19 protein-coding genes and 1 pseudogene are annotated in these 25,706 nt (G+C 70.2%); 12 read left to right on the forward strand and 8 right to left on the reverse strand.

Features of this window, described 5'->3' with window-relative positions:
* Positions 1-204: 204 nt before the first annotated feature.
* The 3 genes from ASD10_RS04675 to ASD10_RS04685 all read left to right on the forward strand — a co-directional run bounded on the left by ASD10_RS04675 (position 205) and on the right by ASD10_RS04685 (position 5,838).
* Positions 205-729, forward strand: a complete 525-nt coding sequence (locus tag ASD10_RS04675) for a hypothetical protein (RefSeq protein ID WP_157432458.1) — start codon at positions 205-207, stop codon at positions 727-729.
* Positions 730-1,452: 723 nt separating this feature from the next.
* Complete coding sequence (locus ASD10_RS04680; protein WP_056605357.1) at positions 1,453-4,815, forward strand: glycosyl hydrolase; 3,363 nt, start codon at positions 1,453-1,455, stop codon at positions 4,813-4,815.
* 120 nt (positions 4,816-4,935) lie between these two features.
* A complete protein-coding gene (locus tag ASD10_RS04685; protein WP_082556020.1) occupies positions 4,936-5,838 on the forward strand; it encodes a LysR family transcriptional regulator in 903 nt (300 codons plus the stop codon).
* A 36-nt stretch (positions 5,839-5,874) separates the two neighbouring features.
* On the opposite strand, the pseudogene ASD10_RS04690 reads toward ASD10_RS04685, so the two are convergent.
* From ASD10_RS04690 to ASD10_RS04700, 3 genes and pseudogenes are all read right to left on the reverse strand, one after another.
* Positions 5,875-6,264, reverse strand: a pseudogene (locus ASD10_RS04690) (substrate-binding domain-containing protein); the annotation flags it as partial.
* Positions 6,265-6,713: 449 nt separating this feature from the next.
* On the reverse strand, positions 6,714-7,880 hold the full coding sequence (locus tag ASD10_RS04695; protein WP_056605364.1) for an acyl-CoA dehydrogenase family protein: 1,167 nt from the start codon (positions 7,878-7,880) through the stop codon (positions 6,714-6,716).
* Positions 7,881-7,887: 7 nt separating this feature from the next.
* Complete coding sequence (locus tag ASD10_RS04700; RefSeq protein ID WP_056605367.1) at positions 7,888-8,754, reverse strand: 3-hydroxybutyryl-CoA dehydrogenase; 867 nt, start codon at positions 8,752-8,754, stop codon at positions 7,888-7,890.
* 103 nt (positions 8,755-8,857) lie between these two features.
* On the opposite strand from ASD10_RS04700, the gene ASD10_RS04705 reads away from it, so the two are divergent.
* The gene (locus ASD10_RS04705; RefSeq protein ID WP_056605370.1) at positions 8,858-9,529 is read left to right on the forward strand and encodes a TetR family transcriptional regulator; all 672 of its coding nucleotides are present in this window, start codon (positions 8,858-8,860) and stop codon (positions 9,527-9,529) included.
* A 13-nt stretch (positions 9,530-9,542) separates the two neighbouring features.
* Here ASD10_RS04705 and ASD10_RS04710 read toward each other — a convergent pair whose 3' ends face one another.
* The 3 genes from ASD10_RS04710 to ASD10_RS04720 are packed head-to-tail and all read right to left on the reverse strand — an operon-like array spanning position 9,543 to position 12,456.
* Complete coding sequence (locus tag ASD10_RS04710) at positions 9,543-10,145, reverse strand: DedA family protein (protein ID WP_056605373.1); 603 nt, start codon at positions 10,143-10,145, stop codon at positions 9,543-9,545.
* A complete protein-coding gene (locus ASD10_RS04715) occupies positions 10,142-10,933 on the reverse strand; it encodes a phosphatase PAP2 family protein (RefSeq protein WP_056605376.1) in 792 nt (263 codons plus the stop codon). The genes ASD10_RS04710 and ASD10_RS04715 overlap by 4 nt, the downstream gene beginning before the upstream one ends.
* A 14-nt stretch (positions 10,934-10,947) precedes the next feature.
* The gene (locus ASD10_RS04720; RefSeq protein WP_082556022.1) at positions 10,948-12,456 is read right to left on the reverse strand and encodes an MFS transporter; all 1,509 of its coding nucleotides are present in this window, start codon (positions 12,454-12,456) and stop codon (positions 10,948-10,950) included.
* 135 nt (positions 12,457-12,591) lie between these two features.
* On the opposite strand from ASD10_RS04720, the gene ASD10_RS04725 reads away from it, so the two are divergent.
* Positions 12,592-13,257, forward strand: a complete 666-nt coding sequence (locus ASD10_RS04725; protein ID WP_082556023.1) for a TetR/AcrR family transcriptional regulator — start codon at positions 12,592-12,594, stop codon at positions 13,255-13,257.
* Positions 13,258-13,288: 31 nt separating this feature from the next.
* Here the strand turns inward: ASD10_RS04725 and ASD10_RS04730 are convergent, their stop codons facing one another.
* Both ASD10_RS04730 and ASD10_RS04735 read right to left on the reverse strand, forming a co-directional pair.
* Positions 13,289-14,185, reverse strand: a complete 897-nt coding sequence (locus ASD10_RS04730; protein ID WP_056605381.1) for a type IV toxin-antitoxin system AbiEi family antitoxin domain-containing protein — start codon at positions 14,183-14,185, stop codon at positions 13,289-13,291.
* Positions 14,186-14,327: 142 nt separating this feature from the next.
* Positions 14,328-15,695, reverse strand: a complete 1,368-nt coding sequence (locus ASD10_RS04735; protein ID WP_056605385.1) for an FAD-dependent oxidoreductase — start codon at positions 15,693-15,695, stop codon at positions 14,328-14,330.
* 171 nt (positions 15,696-15,866) lie between these two features.
* Between ASD10_RS04735 and ASD10_RS04740 the strand changes: the two genes are divergently transcribed.
* From ASD10_RS04740 to ASD10_RS04770, 7 genes are all read left to right on the forward strand, one after another.
* The gene (locus ASD10_RS04740) at positions 15,867-17,267 is read left to right on the forward strand and encodes an NAD(P)/FAD-dependent oxidoreductase (RefSeq protein WP_056605388.1); all 1,401 of its coding nucleotides are present in this window, start codon (positions 15,867-15,869) and stop codon (positions 17,265-17,267) included.
* 132 nt (positions 17,268-17,399) lie between these two features.
* On the forward strand, positions 17,400-17,888 hold the full coding sequence (locus tag ASD10_RS04745) for an FMN-binding protein (protein WP_056605392.1): 489 nt from the start codon (positions 17,400-17,402) through the stop codon (positions 17,886-17,888).
* Position 17,889: 1 nt separating this feature from the next.
* Complete coding sequence (locus ASD10_RS04750) at positions 17,890-18,747, forward strand: FAD:protein FMN transferase (RefSeq protein ID WP_056605395.1); 858 nt, start codon at positions 17,890-17,892, stop codon at positions 18,745-18,747.
* Complete coding sequence (locus tag ASD10_RS04755; RefSeq protein WP_056605398.1) at positions 18,744-20,318, forward strand: ferredoxin--NADP reductase; 1,575 nt, start codon at positions 18,744-18,746, stop codon at positions 20,316-20,318. The genes ASD10_RS04750 and ASD10_RS04755 overlap by 4 nt, the downstream gene beginning before the upstream one ends.
* Positions 20,319-20,678: 360 nt before the next feature.
* Entirely contained in the window at positions 20,679-21,827 is a 1,149-nt protein-coding gene (locus ASD10_RS04760; RefSeq protein WP_056605401.1) for an ice-binding family protein, read from the forward strand.
* A 206-nt stretch (positions 21,828-22,033) separates the two neighbouring features.
* Entirely contained in the window at positions 22,034-24,616 is a 2,583-nt protein-coding gene (clpB, locus tag ASD10_RS04765; protein ID WP_056605404.1) for an ATP-dependent chaperone ClpB, read from the forward strand.
* 52 nt (positions 24,617-24,668) lie between these two features.
* On the forward strand, positions 24,669-25,682 hold the full coding sequence (locus tag ASD10_RS04770; RefSeq protein ID WP_157432459.1) for a hypothetical protein: 1,014 nt from the start codon (positions 24,669-24,671) through the stop codon (positions 25,680-25,682).
* Positions 25,683-25,706 lie beyond the last annotated feature (24 nt).

The raw sequence follows: 25,706 nt of genomic DNA on the forward strand, positions 1-25,706 counted from the left end.
GAGCTCGGCGTCGTCCGAGGGCGAGAAGTCCGAGCTCTAACTAGCGCTTACAGTGCCGGTTTCAAGGCTGGTGGCCCCAACTACCTCCTTGGGCTCGGGTCGTGGCAGGCGTCCGCATCGGCGGTCGACGACGAAGTCGTCTTGGACAGGCCCGTGGCACAAATGCTGGGCGCGGCGCATGAGCTTCGGCTCCCTAGGGCTGACTTGGACCGGATCGAGCGGTCCTTCTGCGCGGACGAGCAGGCATGGGCGCGTGGCCTGGGGCAGGTACGCGACGTCAGCGCGCTGTTCGCTGAACGCAAGGTGTTCCGCTACCTGCCGGCAGAGGTGGACGTGCGACTGGGCTCCGGCGGCGTCGTGAGCGACCTCCTGCGAGTCGTCGGCGCCGGTCTGCGTGCTCGCGCGCAGTTCACTGTCTCTACCCAGGCACCTCTTCCACCATCGCTGGAGGGGGCGCTCGAAGCCGTCGGCGTGACTGTCCGCCACGAAAGCGACAAGGAGTGGAGCATCAGGGCCGCGAGTGGCGCTGTCGGCAGAGTTCGCCTCATCGGAGGATCAGCGGCCGAGCTGGCGCGGTCGACGAACGGTCGGGTCGAGCTGGCCGTCTTCGATCACCCGGCCACCGAGTTCGGGCGCCTAGAGCTGCTGCCGTTCTTGAAGGAGCAGTCCGTCAGCATCACGGCCCACCGCTTCGGCACCCCGGACGGTCTGACCGACGCAGTCATCTGACGGCAGACCGCAGAAGCCGACCTGTGTTCCACTCGCAACGTCAGCGGGCCGTCCTGGCCTGCTAACGGCGTGTTCGGATGTGACAAACCGAGCCGCCGGCAAGTGCCTCGGCCTCGTCCTGCCCCGAAGCAGCACGGTGTGCACCAGGCATGACCTGGTCGGACGCCCGAGGTCCAGGTATTCGATCTGCCGATGTTCGCTATCGCCAAAGGTGATCTCCTTCCGTCAAAGGGTGTTGGCGCCGCGTCCGGGCGGAACCGGGCGGATCGAAAGACCGCCTGCCTCCTGAAATAACAGCGTTATCTTGCTGCCACGCCAGTGCCGGGCTCGGTCGATGCGCCCGGCGGGGTGCGTGATCCGACGAAGGTGACGACTGTTGACGTGACTGCTGTCACAAACCTACGCTCGCACGACTATCAGCGGTTGAATCGATTCATCTCGAGCGGTTGTGTGTACCGGTCGAAGGTTCGCCGGTCATGCACTCACTCAGGAGTACACGTGCGAGAAGCAAAAAGGAGGCAGTCCAGGCCTCTACGCCTGGCAGCGGCGGCATGCGCCGCAGGCCTCGTCATCCCCCTGTTCGGCTCGGCTGCGAGCCTTCCCAGCTCGGCAGCGCCGGCAGTATCGACGGCCGAGGCCGGCTCGATCACGGCGGCGCAGTTCAAGGACCCGTCCCAGAAGTTCAAGCCTTCGATCCGTTGGTGGTGGACCGCGACGCTGTCGGTGGCAGAGACGGAGCGCGAGCTCCAGGCGATCGCAGACCAAGGCTTCGGTGCCGTCGAGATCGCGTTCACGACCGGCGGCTGGGCCAATGAGGCCCAGCGCGCGAACCTGCGAGCCGCGCTCGCCCTGGCACGAAAGCTCGGCATCGACGTCTCGATGACGATGGGCGCAGCGTGGCCCGTGCAGACGCCGAACACCAGCACCGGGACGCCCTACGTCCAGAAGGAGCTGCAGTACGGGTACACAGAGCTCAAGGGTGGGGCGCCCTTCAACGGCGCCGCTCCCAAGGCTCTGGACGATCCGACCTCGGGTCGAACCATGACTGGCGTCAAGCTCGTCGGCGCCTCGGCCGCCAAGGTGAAGACCCGCCACGACGCAGCCACCCTCCTGCCGCAGGCGGAGCGGCCCCGCTTCGGCACGCCGATCAAGAGCCCGAGCAAGTCGACCGTCCTCGAGGCGGGGTCGCTCGTGGACCTCACGTCCTCGATCGGCACCGACGGAACGATCACGTGGACGCCGCCCGACGGCGACGACTGGATGCTCTTCACGTACTGGGAGCGCGACGCGGTCAAGCCCGTCACCTCCGCCTTCGCGAAGGACGGCGCGGCCAAGGCCTCGGAGTACCTCGACGAGTATCAGGTGGGCAACGGCAAGCAGGCCGACGGTGTCGACAACTCGTCCCTGCTGGGCGACGTCGGTGACTCGATGTTCGAGGACTCCCTCGAGCTCAACGCCGACTCCCTGTTCTGGTCCGAGGACTTCCAGCGCGAGTTCGAGAAGCGCTTCGGGTACTCGATGACGACGTACCTCCCCTTCATGTTCCAGCACGGCATGAGCCGCTACTGGGTCCCGACCACGGCGCCGACGGCTGACTTCGACCTCGACGACGGCGAGGGCGAGAAGGTGCGCAACGACTACTACAAGCTGCTCACAGACCTCTACATCGAGCGCATGGGCGTCTTTGTCGACTGGGCGAAGAAGTACGACATGACGTACAAGGCGCAGGCTGCCTTCGGGCAGGACCTCGACGCGATCCGCAGCGCGCGCGAGCTGGCCGAGATGGGAGGACGCGTCGAGGGCGAGTCGTACAACTCCGGCGACCGGTTCCCGGTCAACATCAAGAACTACGGCTGGCGACAGGCACTCGACTGGCAGCGCTTCGTCTCCTCCGGTGCCCACCAGGGCGGGACGAACCGCGTGTCGACCGAGCTGGGAGCCCAGCGCGACTACACGCGCATGGTGACGATCGGCGACTACAAGGAGATGATGGACAAGGAGTGGGCAGCCGGTTTCACCATGCCCGTCGTCCACGGCTTCTCGTACCAGTCGGGCGGCTCGGCGTACCCGACCGGCACCGCGTGGCCGGGTGCCGCACGCTTCGGCGACACGACGACCGAGAGCTGGAACGACCTCACGTTCCCGCAGTGGTCCTCCTTCAAGACCCTCACGAAGTACTGGTCGCGCGGCAACATGGTGCTCGAGACCGGAACGGCCAAGGCCGACGTGGTGGTGCTGAGGAGCTCGACCGACTTCCTGACCACCGCAGCCCGGACCGCGACCGACGACGGCGCGCAGGACGCCCGCCAGTTCGACGGCATCAGGCTCGAGAAGCGCGGCTACACGCTCGAGTACATCGACCCCGAGGGTCTGGCCGAGGACGGCGCCATCAGCCAGGGTCAGCTGTTCGCCAAGGGCCCGGGGTACCGAGCACTGGTCGTCGACGAGCGGTCGGTCCCGGTCGAGACGGCGGAAGCCATCAAGAAGGCGGCCGACAGCGGCGTGAAGGTGGTCTTCGTCGGCCAGACGCCGACGACCGCCACCAGCCTGAAGTCGGGCGCCACCGGTGACCAGAAGGTCAAGGACCTCATCGCCTCGGCGCTCGCCTCACCGAGCTCCGTCAAGGTCGCGACCCAGGCGGATGTGGCCGACGCTCTCGACGAGGCCGGCATGAACCCGCGCGTGGGGTGGAAGAGTAACTCGCACGTCCTGACGCAGCTGCGCCAGATCGACGGGGTGACCTACGCGTACATGTACAACCCGACGAACGACAAGATCGACTTCTCGCCGTCCTTCGAGGGCACGGGTCTTCCGCAGAAGCTCGACCTCGCCTCGGGTGACATCGAAAACGTCGGACTGTTCAGCGCGGAGAACGGCAGGACCGTCATCCCGACGACCCTCGGCGCCAAGGAGACGGCGGTCTACGCACTCGACAGCACCAAGGTGGCGCCGCTGCACGTGGTGTCCTCCAGCAACTCCGACGACAGGTTCGAGTTCGGCGTCGGCACGATCAAGCTCAAGACGGCGCAGGCCGGCACACGCACGATCAAGCTGAGCGACGGGACCACCAAGAAGGTGGTGGCGAACCCCGTCGAGAAGACACAGGCGAACACCGGTCCGTTCGACTGGTCCATCTCGGTGGACTCCTACACGAAGGACGGGATCACTACGCTGCCGACTCAGCCGCTCACCACGTTCTTCAACCAGCTGTACGGGTGGAAGAGCATCAAGAGCCTGGCGGGAGTCTCCGGCGTCGGAACCTACAACGGAACCGTCACGGTGCCCGACGACTGGAAGGGCGACGGCAAGGGCGTGTACCTGACCCTGGGCAGGATCTCGGGTGGCACCGCCGAGCTGTTCGTCAACGACCAGCGCATCGGGCAGGCCATCAGCTCCGACGTCCGATGGGACGTGTCATCAGCGCTGAAGGGCGGGAAGAACGCGATCAAGATCGTCTTCCGGACGACGCTGCGCAACGCGGTGACGGCCGGCGGCACAGGTCAGCTGACCCAGGAGACAGGCGTCCTCGGACCCTTCACCTTCGACCCGTACGCCTCCGTGACGGTGTACGACCAGTCAGACCCTGTGGCACCGACGATCGGGCAGCAGCCCGCGAGCGTGACCGTGAAGACCGGTAAGACGACGTCCTTCACCGCCAGTGCCAACGGTTCGCCGCCGCCGACGGTCCGTTGGCAGAGTGCCCGCCCTGGCGGTGCTTGGCAGGACGTCCCGGGTGGCCAGCTGGCCAACGGCGTGTCGGTCCTGACCGTGGCCGGGGTGAAGGCGGGTGCCTCGGGCACGCAGTACCGCGCGATCTTCGAGAACATCGGAGGCTCGGTCGCGTCCGCCCCGGCGACGCTGACCGTCAGCACGACCACGAGAGTCACCGTGAAGTCGAAGAGGGCGCCGCTCAAGGCCAAGGCGTCGTCGAAGTCCAAGACCGTGGCCACGGCGAAGAAGGGCAAGTCGTGGACTGTCGTCAAGAAGGTCGATCGCAAGGGTGCCAAGAATGACTGGTACCAGATCTCGTCCGGAGGGAAGCTGAGGTGGATCAAAGGCACCTATGTGACCGTCACCACCAAGTGACGGCATAGTCGAGAGCGGTGGCTCCCGGGCGAACACGGCTCGGGGGCCACCGCCTCGCGCATCGGGCTACAGCCATCGCGACGCGTCTCGCACGTGGTCTTGAACGAGGAGAGGTGAATCATGGACCAACTGCAGTTCAGGCGACTGGACTTGAACTTGCTGTACTCGTTCGACGCCTTGCTGCGAGAGCGCAACGTCTCGAGAGCCGCCGAGGCCATTGGCGTCAGTCAGTCCGTGATGAGTGCCGCGTTGGGGCGACTGCGCCGGCACTACGGTGATGAGCTCCTTGTGCGACATCGCGGGCAGTACGACCTGACCCCCCTCGCCCGCCAGCTCCGGCCGGCGCTGGTCGACGCCGTGCAAGGTCTGGGCCGTGTCGTTAGCGCGCGTACGACCTTCGACCCGGAATCGGCGCAGGAGTTCACCGTGGTGTGCGGCGAGGTCGTGGGAGCGCTTCTTCTTCCGGGACTGCGCCGACGGATGGCGGAGGACGCACCTCTCACGACCCTGAGGATCCTCGACCCCCACGGGTCGAGGCGCGACCACCAGGCGGCAGAGAGCCTCCTGGAGTCGGTCGACGGGGTGTTTCTCCCGCACGGATGGGTGTCGGGCATGGAAAGCATCGACGTGCTGGAGGATCAGTGGGTCTTCGCGGTCGCGGCAAGCGATCCAACGGCTCGTCTTACCATCGACGACTTGGACCGTCGCCCGTGGCTCGTCGCGACGGTCGGGGACGGGGACTTGGTCCGGGGCATGCACCAGGTCCTCGCCGCTGGAGTGCGACCGAGGATCGACGTCAGGGTGGCCGGCTCCATGGCGATGCCCTTCTTCCTGCGCGGCACCGATCGGGTCGCCGTGGTGGGACGTCGTCTCATCGAGGAGTTCGGCGACGCCATGGGGGTGCGGGAGATACCCGGGCCGTTCGAGCTCGAGGCGCTCAAGACGGCGTTCTGGTGGCACCCCAGTCGACACGAGGACCCATCGCACGCCTGGTTCCGGTCGCTAGTCAGCGATCTGAGCTGAGCGGGTCGCGCTGAGGGTGAGTGAGGTGGCAGCGGTTCAGGCGACGGTAGAGCGGCGGACCACGAGCTCCGGCTCAAGGGTGACGTGGCGCACCGCCGAGCCGGGAGGGTTGGCGATGACCTCCAGCAGCATCGTCGCGGCGGTCGAGCCTATCTGATGCGCCGGCTGCCGCACGGAGGTGAGCGGGATCGCCGCCGACGACGCGAAGCCGATGTTGTCGCAGCCGACGATCGCGATGTCATCGGGCACGCGGACGCCTCGGAGGGTCAGCGCCTGCAGCACGCCGAGGGCGACGAGATCGTTGGCTGCGAATATCGCGTCGGGACGCTGCGAGCGGGGCAGCTCTTTGACGCCGGTCCTGCCGGCCTTGCCGTTCGTCGCTTTGGTCTCGATGAAGATGATCTCGCCGTTGCCGTACTCCTCTACCGCTGCGCGCGCTGAGGACGTCGACGAGACGCGCCCACGCGCGACGGAGTCGACCTGCCCGAGCTCGTGGCTACTGCTGGCGCGTGCTTGTAGGCATGACGTCGTCGACCCTTTCGCTCAGGAGGGCACTGAAGTGGTGTCGAGCGCGTGTACCGACGCTGACGGAGAGGAATCTGCTGGGGTTTGAGCACCCGACCTGGGAGTTCTCCCATGTTTACGCCTACTACTCCCTCTCGCACACCCGGTGTTGGGAGTGCTCCCTGTGCGGCTCCGCTAGCGCCCGTCGTGGGCAGCGCCAAGAGTCTCAGACGCTGTCACACCGCTGTCACACCACATGAGCCGACGCATGCCGACTAGTGCTTACTCTTGCCGATCCCTCAAACGGCATGGACCGCCTCAAGAGCGTTGGCGATAACGCTCTTGCAACCGAAATGCCTGCAATGACAGCGCTAAAGCGTCGACTGGATCCCGGCGTAGAGCTGCTTGGCCATGACGACCCGCTGCACCTGGTTGGTGCCCTCGTAGATCTGCGTGATCTTGGCGTCGCGCATCATCCGCTCGAGCGGGTAGTCGGACGTGAAGCCGTAGCCGCCGAGCAGCTGGACGGCGTCGGTCGTGACCTGCATCGCGGTGTCGGAGGCGAAGGCCTTGGCGGCGGCGCCGAAGAACGTGAGGTCCTTGTCGCCGCGCTCGGAGCGTCCGGCGGCGGCGTACGTCAGCTGGCGGGCGGCCTCGATCTTCATGCCCATGTCGGCGACCATGAACTGCAGGCCCTGGAAGTCGCTGATCGGGTGACCGAACTGCTTGCGCTCCTGGATGTAGCCGAGCGCGTAGTCGAGGGCGCCCTGTGCGACGCCGACGGCCTGGGCCGCGATCGTGACGCGCGTGTGGTCGAGGGTCTTCATCGCGATCGAGAAGCCCTCGCCGACCTCGCCGATGATGCGGTCGCCGGGGATGCGCACGTTGTCGAGGTACACCTCGCGGGTCGGGGAGCCCTTGATGCCGAGCTTCTTCTCGGGCGCGCCGAACGAGACGCCCTCGTCGGACTTCTCGACGACGAACGCCGTGATGCCCTTCGAGCGCTTCTCGGGATCGGTCTGCGCCAGGACGGTGTAGTACTCCGAGACGCCGGCGTTGGTGATCCAGCGCTTGACGCCGTTGAGCACCCAGTCGTCGCCGTCGCGGACGGCGCGCGTCTTCTGGTTGGCGGCGTCCGAGCCGGCGTCGGGCTCCGACAGGCAGTACGAGAACCCGCCCTCGCCGGCCGCGAGCTTCGACAGGTACTTGGCCTTGATCTCCTCGCCACCGCCGATCTGGACGGGCAGCGAGCCGAGCTTGTTCACCGCGGGGATCAGCGACGCGGAGACGTCGACGCGCGCGACCTCCTCGATGACCAGGACGGTCGCGAGCGCGTCGGCGCCGGCCCCGCCGTACTGCTCGGGCACGTGCGGCGCGTGGAAGTCTGACGCCAGCAGGGCGTCGGCAGCCTCCTGCGGGAACCGTGCCTGCGCGTCGACGTCGGCCGCGTAGGGCGCGATCTTGTTCTCGGCGACGGCGCGGACGGCCTCGCGGATGGCCTGGTGCTCCTCGGAGAGCACGAACATGTCTTCACTCATGGCCTGGTCACTTTCCTTCGTAGCCGTAGAAGCCCTGGCCGGACTTCTTGCCCAGCAGGCCGGCGTCGACCATGCGGTCGAGCAGCGGCGGGGGCGAGTAGAGGGGTTCCTTGAACTCGTCGTACATCGACGTGCCGATCGCCTTGATCGTGTCGAGGCCGATGAGGTCCGACAGCGCGAGCGGGCCCATGGGGTGCCCGCAGCCCAGCACCATGCCGCGGTCGATGTCGGCGGCCGAGGCGTAGCCCGCCTCGTACATGCGGATCGCGCTCAGCAGGTACGGCACGAGCAGGCTGTTGACGACGAAGCCGGCGCGGTCGGTCGCGTCGATCGGCTTCTTGCCCAGCGCGTCGGTGACCCAGCCGCGCATGCGGTCGAGCGTCTCGGGGGTCGTGGTGAGCGACGGGATCAGCTCGACGAGCTGCATGACGGGCGCGGGGTTGAAGAAGTGCACGCCCATGACGTGCCCGGCGCGGCCCGAGACGGCGCCGAGCTTGACGATCGGGATCGACGACGTGTTGGACGCCAGGATCGCGTCGTCCTTGGTCAGCACGCGACCGAGGGTGCGGAACAGCTCGAGCTTGACCTGCTCGTCCTCGCTGGCCGCCTCGACGACGAGGTCGCGGTCGGCGAGCGTCTCGAGGTCGGTCTCGAAGCGGATGCGCTCGAGGACGGCCGTCACCTCGGCCGACTCGATCTTGCCGCGCGCCTCGGCCTTGCGCAGCGAGCTCTCGACCCGCTCGGACGCGGCCTTCGCGGCGTCGGCGCTGACCTCGATGCCGATGACGTCGAGCCCGGCGCGGGCCGCGACCTCGATGATGCCCGAGCCCATCAGCCCTCCGCCGATGACTCCGACCTGCTGGATCCCGCTCATGCCGTACCTCCGTGATGCGCACGCCCGATTTACTTGGACGTAAAAAGATGTGGTACTCAGTACCGTACTGGCCAGACTGGATACCAGCAAGTAGCCTCGGCCCATGCCCACCGCCCCGGTCTCCGCGCGCGACCGGCTCGTGGCGGCGGCCTTCGACCTGTTCGACGTCCGGGGATTCGACGAGACGACGGTCGACGACATCGCCAAGGCGGCCGGTGTCGGGCGCACGACGTTCTTCCGCCACTTCGGGTCGAAGGAGTCGGTGATCTTCCCCGAGCACGACGACCTGCTCGCGCGCATCGCCGGCCGCCTCGACGCGGGCGACGCGGCGTCGAGCGACGTCGCGGTCTCGGAGGCCGCCCGCCTGGTGCTGCGCTACTACGTCGGCGAGGGCGACCGGGCCCGCATCCGGTACCGCCTGATCTCGTCGGTGCCCGTGCTCAAGGCGCGCGAGATCGCGAGCATCCGGCAGTACCAGAGCCTGTTCGCGCGGGCGCTGTCCGGCTGGGCCGAGGACGACGTCGACGCGGTGCTGCGGGCCGAGCTGCTCGCGTCGGCGATCGTGACGGCCCACAACCACGTGCTGCGGCGGTGGCTGCGCGGCGAGGTCGACGACCCCGAGGACGCGTTCGGGCACGCGATGTCCGTCGTGCTCGAGCAGGCCCGCGGGGCGGGGCAGGGCGGCGCCGGCGAGACGACGGTCGTTGTCGTGCGCGGCGGCTCGACGCCCGAGCAGGTGGCCGCCGCGGTCCAGCGCACGCTGAAGGGGCAGTGACGAGGCCTCCCGGTCAGACCTCGTGGCAGACCGCGGGCACCGGACGGACGCGGGGCGCCGCGGGACGCGCGCGGTGGCGACGGACCAGCGTCCGGGCCGCCACGGCGAGCAGCCCCACGGCGAGGACCCCGCCGATGACCCACGGGTGACCGAGGACGCCACTCGCGCCGATGCCGGCACCCGCCCCGACCCACAAAGCCGCCCAGGCCGCCCCGCCGATGACGGACGCGGCGAGGAACGAGCGGTAGCGCAGGCCCGCGGCACCGGCGACGACCGGCATGACGGTGCGCACGAACGGCAGCATCCGGCTCGCCAGCACCGCCCAGAAGCCGTGACGCTGCACGAGGTCGGCGGCGCGGTCCCAGCGGTCGACGCCGGCGCGCGCGATGAGCCGCGACTCGCGCAGGCGTCCGCCGCCGAGACGTCCGATCGTCAGCCCCAGGTGGTCGCCGGCGACGGCCCCGAGCATCACGGCCAGACCCAGCGCGAGCGTCGGGAGCAGCCCGTCGACGCTCGCCGCGAGGCCGGAGATCGCGACCTCGCCGGGCACGATCGCGCCCAGGCCGAGACCCGACTCGGCCAGGGCGAAGGCGAAGGCCAGCAGCAGGCGGGTCACGTCGACGCCCTCGTCGACTCGCGCGCTGCGATCCAGCCGGAGATCGCGACACCCGCCGCGATCACGAGGCCGCCCGCGACGGCGTCCAGCACCCAGTGGTTGCCGGTCGCCACGACGACGAGCGTCGTGCCCAGCGAGTAGAGGACCGCGAGCGACCGACCCACGACGCCCACGTGCCGCCAGACGGCCCAGGCCACCCAGACGGTCCAGCCGACGTGCAGCGACGGCATCGCCGCGAGCTCGTTGGCCATCTGCCCGAGCCCGTTGGGCAGCGACGTCTGCCCGCTCCACCAGCCGACGTCGGAGGTGCTCACGAGCGTGTCGAGGTAGGCGCCGCCGGGCATCAGGCGCGGCGGAGCGGTCGGCCACAGGACGTAGCAGACCAGCCCGATCGCCGAGCCGATCACGATCGCGTTGCGGGCGCGGGCGTACTCACCGTGGTGGCGGACGAACAGGAAGACCAGCACGGCGGGCGTGACGAGGTAGTGCAGCGAGGCGTACCAGAACGACATCGGGACGGCGACCTGCGACAGCGGCGTGAGGGCGTGGTTGAGCCACGACTCGACGTCGAGGTGCAGCAGGGTCTCGAGGTGCAGCAGGTCGGCGGCGCGCGAGCGGGCCGCCTCGAGGTCGTCGCTGGCCACGACGCGGCTCACGGCGTACGTGGTCCAGAGCGCCGCCAGCAGGACGATCTCGCGGAGGCCGGGAGCCAGCAGGCCGGGTCGGCGCGACGAGGTCGTCGTCGCGCCGACCTCGTCGCGCCGCGGGTGCCCGGTGTGGGTGGACACGGTGGGGTCTCGTCTCAGTGGGCGAGGACGGGAGCGTCCGGGTTGACCGCGACGGGGCCGGGACGGAACAGGGCCCCGCAGATCACGGCGCCGACGGCGAAGACGCCGGCGGCCCACCAGAAGACCGTCGTGTAGCCGTCGACCGCGGCGAGCTGCGTGTCGAGTGTCGAGGGCGCCCGGCCGAGCCCGCCCAGGTAGTCGCTCGTCGCCGTCGCGGCGAAAGCGCTCAGCACCGCGGTGCCGATGGATCCACCGATCTGCTGGAACGTGTTGACCGAGGCCGAGGCGACGCCCGCGTGCTCGGCGTCGACGCCGGACACGGCGGCGCTGAACGCCGGCGCGATCGACAGGCCGATGCCGAGGCCGGTGATGATCAGGCCGGGTAGGATGTGCAGCGCGTAGGAGCTGTCGACCTCGAGCTGCGCGAACAGCACCATGCCGACGGCGGCGAGCATCATGCCGACGAACACGGGGATCTTCGGGCCGATGCGCGCGACGAGACCGGCCGAGCTGGTCGCCGTGGCCATGATGCCCAGGATCATCGGGACGAACGAGAAGCCCGTCTTGAGCGGGGAGTAGCCGAGCGTCAGCGACACGTAGTACGTCAGGAACAGGAACACCGCGAACAGGCCGATGCCGACGAAGGCCACGACGAGGAACGAGGCACCGCGGGTGCGGTCCCACACGATGTGCAGCGGCAGCAGCGGATCGCTGACGCGGCTCTCGATGACGGCGAACGCGGCGAGCAGGACCAGTCCGGCGCCGATGCAGATCAGGGTCGTCGCGGCACCCCAGCCGTCCGACTCGGCGCTGGCCAGGCCGTAGACGAACGAGACCAGACCGGCCACGACGACGACGGTCCCGGGCACGTCGATGCCCTTGGCGTCCTCGGAGCGCGGCTGCTTCTTGAGCAGCAGCACCGCACCCACGACGGCGATGACCGCGAGGGGGACGTTGACGTACAGGCACCAGCGCCACGACAGGTACTCGGTGAGGGCGCCACCGAGGATCAGGCCGAGCGCGCCGCCTCCACCGGAGATCGCACCGAAGATCGCGAACGCCTTGGCCCGCTCCTTGGAGTCGGTGAAGGTGACGGTGAGCAGCGACAGGGCGGCCGGTGCGAGCAGGGCGCCGAAGACGCCCTGGGCGACGCGGGCGCCGACGAGCAGCTCGAAGTTGTGCGCCGCGCCGCCGACGGCGGACGCTGCGGCGAAGCCGATCAGGCCGGTGATGAACATCGGCCGGCGACCGATCAGGTCGCTCAGGCGGCCGCCGAGCAGCAGCAGCGATCCGAAGGCGAGGGCGTAGCCGGTGACGATCCACTGGCGGTTGTCGTTCGAGAAGCCGAGGGCCTCCTGCGCGGACGGCAGGGCGATGTTCACGATCGTCGCGTCCAGCACGACAATCAGCTGGGCCAGCGCGATGACGCCGAGGATGATCCAGCGTGTCGCGTGGTGCGGGTTGTCCGAGGGACCGGGTTCGACGGGTTCGCGCGCCCGGTCGTCGGTCAGTGTCTCTGCCATGGGATCTCCAGGTCTGTGAAGCGGAAAGAAAGTTCCGTTTCACTGTAGACCCTTAAGCGGAGAACACCTTCCGGATCTTGTGTGATGTGCCGCACTAACCGGAAACGTTTCTCCGTTCCTGTTACGGTGGGCCCCATGTCAGCCGATGTGGACGCGATCGAGGTCGAGCGGCCGCTGCGCGCCGACGCCGCACGCAACCGCGAGCTGATCCTCGAGACCGCCGCCGAGGTGTTCGCCGAGCACGGGCTCGAGGCCGGCTACGACGAGATCGCCCGCCGCGCCGGCATCGGCGTCGGCACCGTCTACCGTCGCTTCCCCCAGCGGAGCGAGCTGATCCAGGCCCTGTTCGAGTCGCGCATCGCCGAGCTGGTCGAGGTCGCCGAGCGGTCGGCGGCCCTTCCGGACGCCTGGGAGGGGCTCGTGTCGTTCCTCGAGTGGGCGATCGCCCGACAGGTGCTCGACAAGGGCCTCAAGGAGGTCATGGTGCGCACGATCTCCGGCGAGGCCCACCAGGCCATCGGTCGTGAGCGGCTCGGACCGATCCTCGAGCGCATGGTCGCCCGGGCGCAGGCCGACGGCACGTTGCGCAGCGACATCGCGACGACCGACATCGGCATGAACGTCATGGTCATCAGCTCGATGACCACCAAGGCGCAGCCCGATCTGTGGCGCCGCTACCTCGCCCTGTTCGTCGAGGGCCTCCGCGCCCGTCCCGACCAGCAGCCCCTGCCGCTCGTCGCGCCCGGCGACGACGCGATGCACGACCTCATGTGCAACCTGCAGAACCGCGACCTCGACTGACCCGTCCCGTCAGGCCCCGGGGGCGCGAGGGCTAGGACGTTGATCGACGCAGCTGGTCGACCACGGTGGAGCGGTGGCGACGGATCGCGTACGAGCTGAACACCAGCGTCCGTCGTCCGTCGATCGCGACCTCGTTGAGTCGCAGCAGGTCGCCGTCCCACTGGTCGACCTCCATGTGAGGGATGCCGTGCACCTCGACGGCGAGGTTGATCGCTTGCCACCACACGTCGAGGTAGTAGCGCCCGTCCGTCCGGCGGACGACGGCCTGCCGCTCGGGAGGCGGCAGCCCGACCTCGACGCGGATCTCGTCGAACGACCGCTCGGGCAGCGACTGGATGCCGCCGGCCGCGTCGAGGCACAACTCCACGATCAGTGACCGATGTCGGCACATGCCCCGCCGGACGAGGGCCTCGCGCAACGTCCTCGGCGCCACGATCCCCTTCTGCGCCGCCGACAGGACGATCTCGCGGGCACGCTTCTCGGTCACGTCCCACGACGCCGCGTCGATGACGCTGCGGGCAGGGCGGGTGCGCGGCGGCGTGCGCAGGGGGTGGACGTCGCGCGTGTCGAGGTACGTCGACCAGTGCAGGTCGAGATCGTCGTACGTGCACGGGTTCGCGCCCATCGGTGCCACGACCGCGGGCCTGGGAGGGGAGAAGCCCGTGAAGCCGTCGTGGGCCAGCGCCGAGAGGCCGCCGAGCACGGAGCCGGGCGGTGCGGCGAGCAGGGCGACCCAATCGCGCTGCGCGGGGGTCAGCGGCCCGGTGTGGTGGACGAACACCCCGCGAGCCGGGTGAGCCCACCGTCCCGACGTCACCAGTCGGTACAGCTGGTGACGGGTCATGAGCGTCAGCGCCTGCGAGCGCGTGACGACCCCGTGCTGCTCGGTGAGGACAGTGGCGCCTGGCGGGAACGGGGCAGGGGGCATCTCACGAGGGTGTGCTGGTCCCGCGGGCCTCCGCGACCTGCGGCGCACAGCCTGTGTGCATCGTCCGGCCCGTCGACGCCTGTGGGCGACAGAAAATCTGGGTTTGTCCGCGCCCGCGCGGACAAACCCAGATTCTTGTGTGTCAGGAGCGAGAGATGCGCACCATCTCGTCGCGGGGGACGACCTTGACGCGGGTGCGGCCGACGGCCTCGCCCAGGTCGATCTCGTGCTGGTCGAGCTTCTCCCAGCCCTCCCACGTCGTGAACTCGATGCCGCGGCCCTCGAGGTAGGTGTCGACGTCCTCGCGAGCCGGGTTGGCCGGGGCCGCGAGCCGGTCGACGTCCTCGAGCAGCAGGCGGATCGTCTCGGCGGCGTCCGACTTGGTGTGGCCGATCAGGCCGACGGGTCCGCGCTTGATCCAGCCCGTGACGTACGCGCCGGGCAGCGGCTCGCCGTCGATGTCGATCACGCGGCCGCCGTCGTTGGGCACCGTCGCGCTGTTGTTGTCGAACGGGATGCCGGCCAGGTTGTCCGACCGGTAGCCGACGGCGCGGTAGACCGCCTGCACGGGCCAGTCGACGAACTCGCCGGTGCCGCGGACGTTGCCGGTGCCGTCGAGCTCGGTGACCTCGGTGCGCAGCCCCACGACCTGTCCGTCCTCGCCGAGCACCTCGATGGGGTTCTGGCAGAAGTGGATGTGGATGCGGTGGTCGGCGCCGGTCGGCTCCTTGGCCAGGTAGTTCTGCAGCACGTCGACGACGAGCTTGACGCTCTTGGACGCGCGGATCGAGTCCATCGAGCCCTCGTCGAGCTCGAAGCCCTCGGGGTGGACGATGACGTCGACGTTGGGGGAGTGCGACAGCTCGCGCAGCTCCATCGGCGTGAACTTGACCTGCGCCGGGCCGCGGCGGGCGAACACGTGGACGTCCTTGGCCGCATTGGCCTTGAGCCCGTCGTAGACGTTCTGCGGGATCTCGGTGACCAGCTGCTCGTCGGCGGTCTTGGCGAGCATGCGGGCGACGTCGAGGCCCACGTTGCCCACGCCGAGGACGGCGACCGACTCGGCGTGCGGCTGGAAGTCCCACTCGCGGGGGGCGTCGGGGTGGCCGTCGTACCAGTAGACGAAGTCGGCCGCGCCGAACGAGCCCTTGAGGTCGATGCCGGGGATGTCGAGGTCGCGGTCGGCGCGGGCACCCGTCGCGAAGATCACCGCGTCGTAGAACTGCTGCAGGTGGTCGAGCTTGAGGTCGGCGCCGTAGTTGACGTTGCCGAAGAACCGGATGTCGTCGTTCGACAGGACGCGCTTGAGCGCCTTGACGATCTCCTTGATGCGCGGGTGGTCGGGCGCGACGCCGTACCGGATCAGGCCGAACGGCGTGGGGTCGCGGTCGAGGATGTCGATCGTGACGCCACTGACGTCGTCGCCGAACTCGGACTTCGTGAGGATGTCGGCGGCGTAGATGCCGGCGGGACCGGCGCCGACGACGGCGACTCGCAACTGCCTGCTCATGGATGCTCCTGGAAAAGGGCCGCCCCCTGGGAGGGAGCCACGCTCTTAGGCAAGCCTAAAGCACTGTCCCGCAGCGGGAAATTCGTCCAGAATGCGAACGCGATGCAGGTGACGTGGGTCACGCCGTTCGCGTGATCGGCGGGTTAAGGCCCCTCGCACTAGGTTGGTGGCATGACCTCAGCCGTCGTCGTCGGGTCCGGTCCCAACGGCCTCTCCGCCGCCGTCGTGCTCGCCCGGGCGGGCGTCGACGTGACGGTGCTCGAGGCCGAGGACGAGATCGGCGGCGGCACCCGCTCGGCCGAGCTCAACGTGCCGGGCGTGCTGCACGACATCTGCTCGGCGGCGCACCCGACGGGTGTCGCGTCGCCGTTCTTCCAGTCGCTGGGCCTGGAGCGCCACGGCCTCGAGTGGCTGTTCCCGGAGGTCGACGCCGTGCACCCGCTCGACGGGGGACGAGCGGGCGTCCTCTTCCAGGACCTCGACCGGACGGTCGAGGCGCTGGGGGTCGACGGCCCCGCGTGGCGCCGGCTCTACGAGCCGCTGGCCCGGCACTGCGACGAGCTGACGTCCGAGATCTTCGGCCCCCTCATCCACGTGCCCCGCCACCCCCTGCTGCTCGCCGGGTTCGGCCTGCGCGCCCTGCTCCCGGCCACCGTCATCGCGCGCCGGTGGGAGACCGACGAGGCCCGCGCGCTGTTCGCCGGCATGGCCGCCCACGCCGTCCAGCCGCTGCAGCGACCCACGACGGGCGGGCTCGGCCTGATGTTCGGCATGACGGGGCACGCCTACGGCTGGCCCGTCGCCAAGGGCGGGTCGCAGGCCATCTCGGCGGCACTCGCCGCCGACCTGGCCGAGCACGGCGGACGCATCGAGACCGGCCACCGCGTCACCGAGCTGCCCGAGGCCGACATCGTCATGTTCGACACGTCGCCGCACACCGTGCTGCAGGTCGCGGGCCACCGGCTCCCGTCGCGGGTGTCGAAGCCCCTGACGAAGTGGCGCACGGGCCCGGGCATCTTCAAGGTCGACTTCGCGGTCGAGGGTGGCGTGCCGTGGGCGAACGAGTGGGCCCGCAAGGCCGGCACGGTGCACGTCGGTGGGACGCTCGAGGAGGTCAACGCGGCCGAGAACCACGTGCACGCCGGACGCATGCCCGAGCGCCCGTTCGTGCTGCTGTGCCAGCAGTACCTCGCCGATCCCGGACGCTCGGCCGGCGACGTCCACCCCGTGTGGTCGTACGCGCACGTGCCGACCGGTCACACCGGCGACGTCACCGAGGCGATCGTCGCGCAGATCGAGCGGTTCGCGCCGGGCTTCCGCGACCGCGTCGTCGCGCAGACCGTGTCGGGCCCGGCCCAGCTCGAGGCCCACAACGCCAACTACCTGGGCGGCGACATCGCGGGCGGCTCGAACGATCCGTGGCAGCTCGTCATGCGGCCGCGCATGTCGCCCAACCCCTACTCGCTCGGCGTCAAGGGGCTCTACATCTGCTCGGCGTCGACGCCCCCTGGCGGCGGCGTGCACGGCATGGGCGGCTACAACGCCGCGACCCACGCCCTGCGGGAGCTGTGACGCACGTCGGCGGTTGCGCCGGTCGCACCTGTCGGGGGACTGTGAAGGTGCGCGAAGGGGAACCTAACGAGCATGCGACCCGTTTGACCTGTTGAACCTTCATCCATCACGCCGAGCCCAGGAGCCCGACCGATGAACCTCCCCGCCCACAAGAAGATGCTCTCCGCCGCCGCGGCGGCCTCCGTCCTGCTGATCACCGCCGCGTGCGGCACCAGCGAGGAGTCCGACTCCGGAGCGTCGACCCCGGCGGCCACGTCGGCCGCCCCGACGTCCGACGCGCCGACCGAGGAGTCCGAGACCCCCGACGTCGGAGCCGAGGAGGCCGGCTACGCCGACGGCACGTACGAGGCCGAGGGCAGCTACAGCAACCCGGGCGGCGAGTCGACCGTCAAGGTCGAGCTGACGCTGTCGGACGGCACGATCTCCGACGTCACCGTGACGCCCGAGGCGTCCAACGGCACGTCGAAGCAGTACCAGACCCAGTTCGCCGGCGGCATCGCCGACCAGGTCGTCGGGAAGAGCCTCGACGACCTCGACGTGTCGAAGGTGGCCGGATCCTCGCTGACCGCGACGGGCTTCAACGACGCGATCGACCAGATCAAGGCCGAAGCGAACGCCTGACGTGCACGCCTGGACGTTCGAGGCGATCGGCACCGCGTGGCAGATCGACACGCGCGAGCCGCTGGCCCCGGACGTCCGGGCGGCCGTCCTCGGGCGCATCGAGCGCTTCGACGAGGTCTGGTCGCGATTCCGTGACGACTCGCTCGTGGCCGCCGTCGCGCGCGGCGCGGGCCGGTGGCACGTGCCCGACGAGGCCGGCGCGCTGTTCGAGCTCTTCACCGAGCTCGACGACGTCACGGACGGGGCCGTGAACCCGCTGGTCGGTCAGACCTTGTCCGACCTGGGGTACGACGCGTCCTACTCGCTGACCGCGTCGGACGAGCCGGCCGGCACCCCGCCGTGGTCGAGCATCGACCTGTCGGCCGGCGTCCTGACGACGTCCGGGCCCGTGCTCATCGACGTCGGTGCCGCGGGCAAGGGTCTGCTGGTCGACCTGGTGGCCGGGATCGTCGGCCGTGAGGTCGACCAGCTCACGGTCGACGCCAGCGGCGACCTCTACCACGGCGGCACCGCCCCGCTCCGGATCGCGCTCGAGCACCCCCTCGACGCGGCCCGCGCGATCGGCGTCGCCGAGATCGGCCCCGGCGACGCCCTGTGCGCCTCGGCCACCAACCGCCGGGCCTGGGGAGACGGCCTGCACCACGTGCTCGACGCCCGCACCGGACGTCCGACGTCCGACGTCATCGCCACCTGGGTCGTCGCGCCGCGGTCGTGCATGCGGGCCGACGGCCTCGCGACCGCCCACTTCTTCGCCGATCCCGCGCTGCTGATGGAGCGCTTCGACCACCAGTTCGTCCGCATGCACGCCGACGGCCGCGTCCAGTGGTCGCCAGACCTTCCCGGAGAGATCTTCACATGACCGCACTCGCCCCCGTCCGAGACGTCCTCGACCGCCAGCTCGGCAAGGTCACGATGTACCGGCTCGTGACGATCGTCCTGTCGCTGCTGGTCGTGGTGTTCACGATCTTCACCGCGACCGGCGTCATCGAGGGCCTGTCGACCGGCGACAACCTGATGGCGCTCGCCGTCCTGCTCGTCGCCTCGTACGTCGGCAGCCGCCTGATGGGTCTGGCGTTCCGCGTGCGCCCGCACGCCGAGTCGTCGATCATCACGGCCTTGCTCCTGTACTTCCTGTTCGTGCCGATCGTCCCGGTCGACACGGGCCAGCTGGTCTGGCTGGGCATCGCCGCGGTGCTGGCCCAGGCGTCGAAGTACGTCCTGGCGTGGCGCGGCCGCCACGTCTTCAACCCCGCCGCCGCCGGTGCCTTCCTCGTCGTCGTGCTGCAGGAGGTCGTGGGGCGCGAGGCCCGCATCAACGCCCTGTGGCAGACCGCCGCGACCGAGAAGCTCTTCCCGTTCGTCGCGGTCGGCGCGCTGCTCGTGCTGTGGCGCACCCGACGCCTCGGGGTCGGGCTGCTGTTCGTGGTCGTCGCGACGGTGCTGATCATGGTGCGGCTCGTCGACCAGGCCTCGCCCGACCAGTCGTTCCTCGACGTCCTGAAGCTCACGGCGTACTCGTACCCGATCGTCTTCCTCGCGGGCTTCATGCTGAGCGAGCCGCTGACCCTCCCGCCCCGGCGGCGCCAGCAGCTCGTGGTCGCGGCCGTGACCGCGGTCGTCTTCGCGTACCCGACGTGGATCCTCCTGCTGACCGACTCCCCGCCCGACCTCGGCGTGCTCGCGATCTCGCCCGAGATCGCCCTGCTGATCGGCAACCTCGTGGCCTTCGCGTTCGCGCGCCGGTCGGGGCTCGACCTCGAGCTCGAGACGTCGCGCCGGGTCGCGGGCGACGTCCACGAGCTGACGTTCCGGTCGCGTCGCGGCCTCGCGTTCGTCCCGGGTCAGTACCTCGAGCTGTCGGTGCCGCACCGCGGCATGGACAGCCGCGGCGCACGCCGGACGTTCAGCATCAGCTCGCCGCCGCAGGACGACCGTCTGGCCCTGACGCTGCGCGTGCCCGAGAAGTCGTCGAGCTTCAAGCGCGCCCTTCTCGACCTCGAGCCGGGGTCGCGCGTCCGTGGCACGGGCATCGGTGGCGACTTCGTCCTGCCGGCCGATCCGGCCACGCCGCTGCTGCTGGTCGCCGGCGGCATCGGCATCACGCCGTTCCTCAGCCAGCTGCGCCACGAGGGCTCGCGCGACGCCGTCCTCGTGTACGGGGCGACGTCGGCCGACGAGGTGCCCTTCGTCGAGGAGCTGGCGGGCGTCCGCGTCGTGCTGGTGTGCCCGGGACGTCCCGGCGGGCTGCCCGAGGGGTGGACGCACGTCGACGCCGCGTTCCTGTCGGCCGACGTCATCGCCGAGGCCGTGCCCGACCTGCGCGAGCGGCGCGCCTACGTGTCGGGCCCGCCGGCGATGGTCAACGCGGTGCGACCGGGGCTGCGCGGACGGGTCGCCGGCCTCCGGACGGACTACTTCTCGGGTTACTGAGCGGTAGGGTCCGTGTTCGTCTCGCGGCCCGTCGTTCCGGCGTTTATGCTCGAGGAGCCCCCGTCGGGCGGCGCCGTGTGCGCTTCTGTCGGAGGCCGATAATCGGCAGACCGGACCTGGACCTCGTCCCGACCGCGCGAGATGTGACCGGCCCCCGGGAGAGCGTCGGTCACATCACCTGGCGTCCCACCATGGGGCGCGTGCTCGCAACGCATCAGCACCCTCGGACCCCTGGAACCGGTCGGCTGACCCACTGCGTCGAGGATCCATCGCCCCTTGGTGCGCCGTGCCCTGCTGAGCCGCGCCGGCGTCAGGGGGACCCATCTGCCGGCCCCGGCCGCGGCACCTGAAGGATCGACCATGATCGCCTCGCACGTCCCGGCGCTGACGCGCCCCACTCGCCACCACCTCGTCCTCGCCACCGCCGCCACGGGCCTCGCCGCGGTCATCGCCGTCACCGCCGTGTCGATGGCCGGCCCGGCCCGCGCCGCCGGCCCGCCGGACCCGGGCCTCGGCACAGCCCTCGACTACTCCGTGCTCGCCGGCGAAGGCGTGACCAACACGGGCTCGACGACGGTCGTGGGCCTGGTGGCCTCGGCCGGCATCCAGACCACCGTGGCCGACAACGGCGCCATCAGCCCGCCCGGCAACGTGCGCCGCGGGGCCAATCTGGCTGTCTCGGCCGCCAAGGCCGACCTCCTGGTCGGGTACGGGCAGGCGGCTGCGGCCCCGGTCATCCCGAACACCCCGCTGCTCGGCGAGATCGGCGGTCAGACGCTCACGGGAGGCACCTACACGCGCGCAGGATCGCTCGGTTTCACCAGCACCTTGACGCTCGACGGCGAGAACGACCCGAGCTCGGTCTTCATCATCCAGGTCGCCGCGGACTTCAACGTCGCGTCGAGCGCGCAGGTAGTGTTCACCCGCGGCGCCCAGGCCTGCCACGTGTACTGGCAGATCGGCAACGACGCGGTCATCGGCACCAACACGGACTTCCAGGGCACGATCCTCGCCGGCAACGACATCTCCGCCCAGACGGGGGCCACGTTCGCGGGGCGTCTGCTCTCGAACGTCGGTGCCATCACCCTCGACAGCAACACGTTCACGAGCCCGGTGTGCGCCGCCGCGACGACTGCGCCGCCGTCCTCGGCGACTCCTACTGCCACCACTCCCGCTCCGACCGCGACGACTCGTCCGACACCCCGTCCGACCAAGAGCACGGGCTCGGGCAAGGGCGGCTCGAACAGCGACTCCGACGGCGGCTCGTCCGACGGCACCGGCGGCGGCAGCGACAGCGACAGCGACGGCTCGGACGGTGGAGCGGGAGACAGCGACTCCGTCGGTGGCGACGACTCCGACGCGGACGCTGGCACGTCCAGCTCGACCGGCATCCCGGACGCCGGCGGACCGCCGCTGTTCCTGGCCCCCGTCGGCGCCCTCGCGGTGCTCGTCGGAGCCGGTCTGGTCATGGCGAGCCGCCGCCGTCAGCACGGCGCGCACCGCGGCTGACCCCACCCCGCGGTTCACCACGCCGGCACGGAGCACGTGATCCGGTCGGGGTAGGCCCGTTCCGGGCACGGCAGGCTTGCCGTGCCCGGAACAGCTGTGCCCTGCCGACGTGGTAGACCTGTCGGTGGGACAGAGTTGACAGGAATGGACTCAACTTCGTAGGTGTTGTACCCGGTGACACCGTTCCCCGACGTACAGGAGCACCCATGGACCTTGCGAAGTTCACGACGCGCAGCCAGCAGGCGCTGAGCAGCGCGATCTCGTCCGCCGCCGCGGCGGGCAACCCGGCCGTCGAGCCGGCCCACGTGCTGCACGCCCTGCTGACGCAGGACGGTGGCACCGCAGCGCCTCTGGTCCAGGCCGCGGGGGTGGCCCCGCAGACGATCATGGCCGGCCTCGCGACGGTCCTCGGGCAGCTGCCGAGCGCCTCGGGGGCCAGCGTCCAGAACCCCGGCCTGAGCCGCTCGAGCCACGAGGTGCTGCAGCGCGCCCAGGACCTCGCCGACCAGCTGGGCGACGACTTCGTCTCGACCGAGCATCTCACGGTCGCCGTCGCGACCGTCGCCTCGCCGGCCCGCACCCTGCTCGTCGACGCCGGCGCGACCGCCGACACCCTGCAGGCGGCCTTCGCCGCGGTGCGCGGCACCTCGCGGGTCACGAGCCCCGACGCCGAGGACACCTACCAGTCGCTCGAGAAGTACGGCGTCGACCTGACGGCCGTCGCACGCGAGGGATCGCTCGACCCCGTCATCGGCCGCGACAGCGAGATCCGCCGCGTCGTGCAGGTGCTCAGCCGCCGCACCAAGAACAACCCCGTGCTGATCGGCGAGCCCGGCGTCGGCAAGACCGCCGTCGTCGAGGGTCTCGCGCAGCGCATCGTCGCCGGAGACGTCCCCGAGTCGCTGCGCGGTCGTCGCCTCATCTCGCTCGACCTCGCGGCGATGGTCGCGGGCGCCAAGTACCGCGGCGAGTTCGAGGAGCGCCTCAAGGCCGTCCTGACCGAGATCAAGGAGTCGGACGGCCAGGTCATCACCTTCATCGACGAGCTGCACACCGTCGTCGGCGCGGGCGCCGGCGGCGACAGCGCGATGGACGCCGGCAACATGCTCAAGCCCATGCTGGCCCGTGGCGAGCTGCGCATGATCGGGGCCACGACGCTCGACGAGTACCGCGAGCGCATCGAGAAGGACCCCGCGCTCGAGCGTCGCTTCCAGCAGGTGCTGGTCGACGAGCCGACGCCCGAGGACACCATCGCGATCCTGCGCGGACTGAAGGAGCGCTACTCGGCGCACCACGGCGTCCGCATCTCCGACGCCGCCCTCGTGGCCGCGGCGACGCTGTCCGACCGCTACATCCCGGGCCGCCAGCTGCCCGACAAGGCCATCGACCTGATCGACGAGGCCGGCAGCCGCCTGCGCATGGAGATCGACTCCAGCCCCATCGAGATCGACGAGCTCCGCCGCTCGGTCGACCGGCTGCGCATGGAGGAGCTGCACCTCGACAAGGAGTCCGACGACGCGAGTCGTGAGCGGCTCGAGAAGCTGCGGGTCGAGCTGGCCGACAAGCAGGAGGCGCTGCGCGGGCTGGAGCAGCGGTGGGAGCGCGAGAAGCAGTCGCTCAACGCGGTCGGCGAGATCACCAAGCGCATCGACGAGGTACGCAGCGCCGCCGAGAAGGCGCAGCGCGAGGGCGACCTCGAGACGTCCAGCCGACTCCTCTACAGCGAGATCCCCGGCATGGAGCGCCAGCTCGCCGAGGCCCAGGCCGCCGAGGCCGACCGCGACGAGGACTCGATGGTGCACGAGGAGGTCGGCGCCGACGACATCGCCGAGGTCGTCGCGGCGTGGACGGGCATCCCGACCGGCCGTCTGCTCGAGGGCGAGACCGGCAAGCTCCTGCGCATGGAGGACGAGCTCGGCAAGCGGCTGATCGGCCAGCGCACCGCGGTGACCGCCGTGTCGGACGCCGTGCGCCGCTCGCGGGCCGGCATATCCGACCCCGACCGTCCGACGGGATCGTTCCTGTTCCTCGGGCCGACCGGCGTCGGCAAGACCGAGCTGGCCAAGACGCTCGCGGAGTTCCTGTTCGACGACGAGCGGGCGATCATCCGCATCGACATGAGCGAGTACTCCGAGAAGCACTCCGTCAGCCGCCTGGTCGGTGCCCCTCCGGGGTACGTGGGCTACGACGAGGGCGGTCAGCTCACCGAGGCGGTGCGGCGACGTCCCTACTCGGTCGTCCTGCTCGACGAGGTCGAGAAGGCGCACCCCGAGGTCTTCGACATCCTGCTGCAGGTGCTCGACGACGGACGCCTGACCGACGGCCAGGGCCGCACGGTCGACTTCCGCAACGTCATCCTGATCCTGACGTCCAACCTCGGGTCGAGGTTCCTGACCGACCCGACGCTCGACGACGCCGCCAAGCGCGAGGCCGTGATGGACGTCGTGAGGGCCTCGTTCAAGCCCGAGTTCCTGAACCGGCTCGACGAGATCGTGACGTTCGACGCGCTCGGCACCGACGAGCTGACCCACATCGTCGACCTGCAGGTCGACGCCGTGGCGAAGCGGCTGGCGACGCGGCGCATCACGCTCGACGTCACGGCGGCGGCGCGCGAGTGGCTCGCGCTGACGGGCTTCGACCCGGCCTACGGTGCCCGTCCGCTGCGCCGGCTCGTGCAGCAGGCGATCGGCGACCGTCTGGCCCGTGCCCTGCTGGGCGGCGAGGTCCGCGACGGCGACACCGTCGTGGTGGACCGCGACGGCGACGAGCTGACGGTCCGCGCCGCGTAGGCGCCGGGCGGCGGGGGGCCGGGGTGTTGTCGCCGGATGGTTCGATAGGCCCATGAGTGACGCCTCCGTGAAGCGCCCGCCCATCCTGACGGGGGCGTGTCTCTACCTCGGCCTGCTCTCCGCGGTGATGTCGATCCGTGCCGTCACGGTGGTCTCGTCGTGGAACGCCGAGAGCCGTGCGGACGACGTCTCGTTCGCCCTGCGCGTCCTGCGCGACGCCGGCGTGGGGGCCGACGGGGCCGAGACCGCGTACCGCACGTTCGTCACGGTGCTGGCGGTGCTGGGCGCGGCCGGCGCGGTCTTCGCGGTGTTCACCGCGCGGGGCGACCGCGCCAGCCGCGTCGGCATGACCGTCACGATCGGCCTCGTGGGTCTCGCGACGTTCGCGGGCGCGCTCGGCACGAGCTTCTTCCTGTCGATGCTGGGCGCGCTCGCGGTCGTCTTCACGATCCGCCTGTGGACCGGCGAGATCCGCACCTACTTCCGCACGCTCGCGGGGCACCCGCCACCGACCCCGGCCCCGACCCCGACCCCGGCCCCGGCGGTGACGGTCCCCGCGGCGCCGGTCCCCGCGGCGCCGGTCCAGCAGCAGCCCGCCTACCAGTACCCGCCGGGGTTCGGCCCCGCGCCGCGGCGCGAGCCGCTGCCGAGGCCCGTCAGCATCGCGGTCTGGACGACGATGATCGGCTCGATCGTCGCGGCCGGCCTCTCGGCCCTCATGCTGATGGCGATCCTGCTCACGGGGATCGACTACGACGCCGTGGTCGAGCAGGGCGGTCTCGGGGCCGAGATGGTCGGGTCCGAGAGCGAGTTCGACCGCGGCATGACGCTCATCACGACGCTGTCGTCGATCGCCGTCGTGCTGGGGCTGGCAGGCATCGCGGCGGCGACCCTGGCCCTCGTCAGGCGCCGGTCGGGCGGCACCCCGCTGTTCGTGATGGCGGTCGTGACGTTCATCGTCTCGTGGGTCGGCTTCCCCCTCGGACTCCCGTGGGGGGTCCTCGCGGTCGTGGCGTTCCTGCAGCTGCGCAAGCCGGAGGCGAAGGCGTGGTTCGGTCCGTCCTGACAGCGAAAGTTTGTCAGGACAATC

Origin of the sequence: Aeromicrobium sp. Root472D3, assembly GCF_001426485.1 — a bacterium.
In the GTDB taxonomy this organism is placed as follows: Bacteria; Actinomycetota; Actinomycetes; order Propionibacteriales; family Nocardioidaceae; genus Aeromicrobium.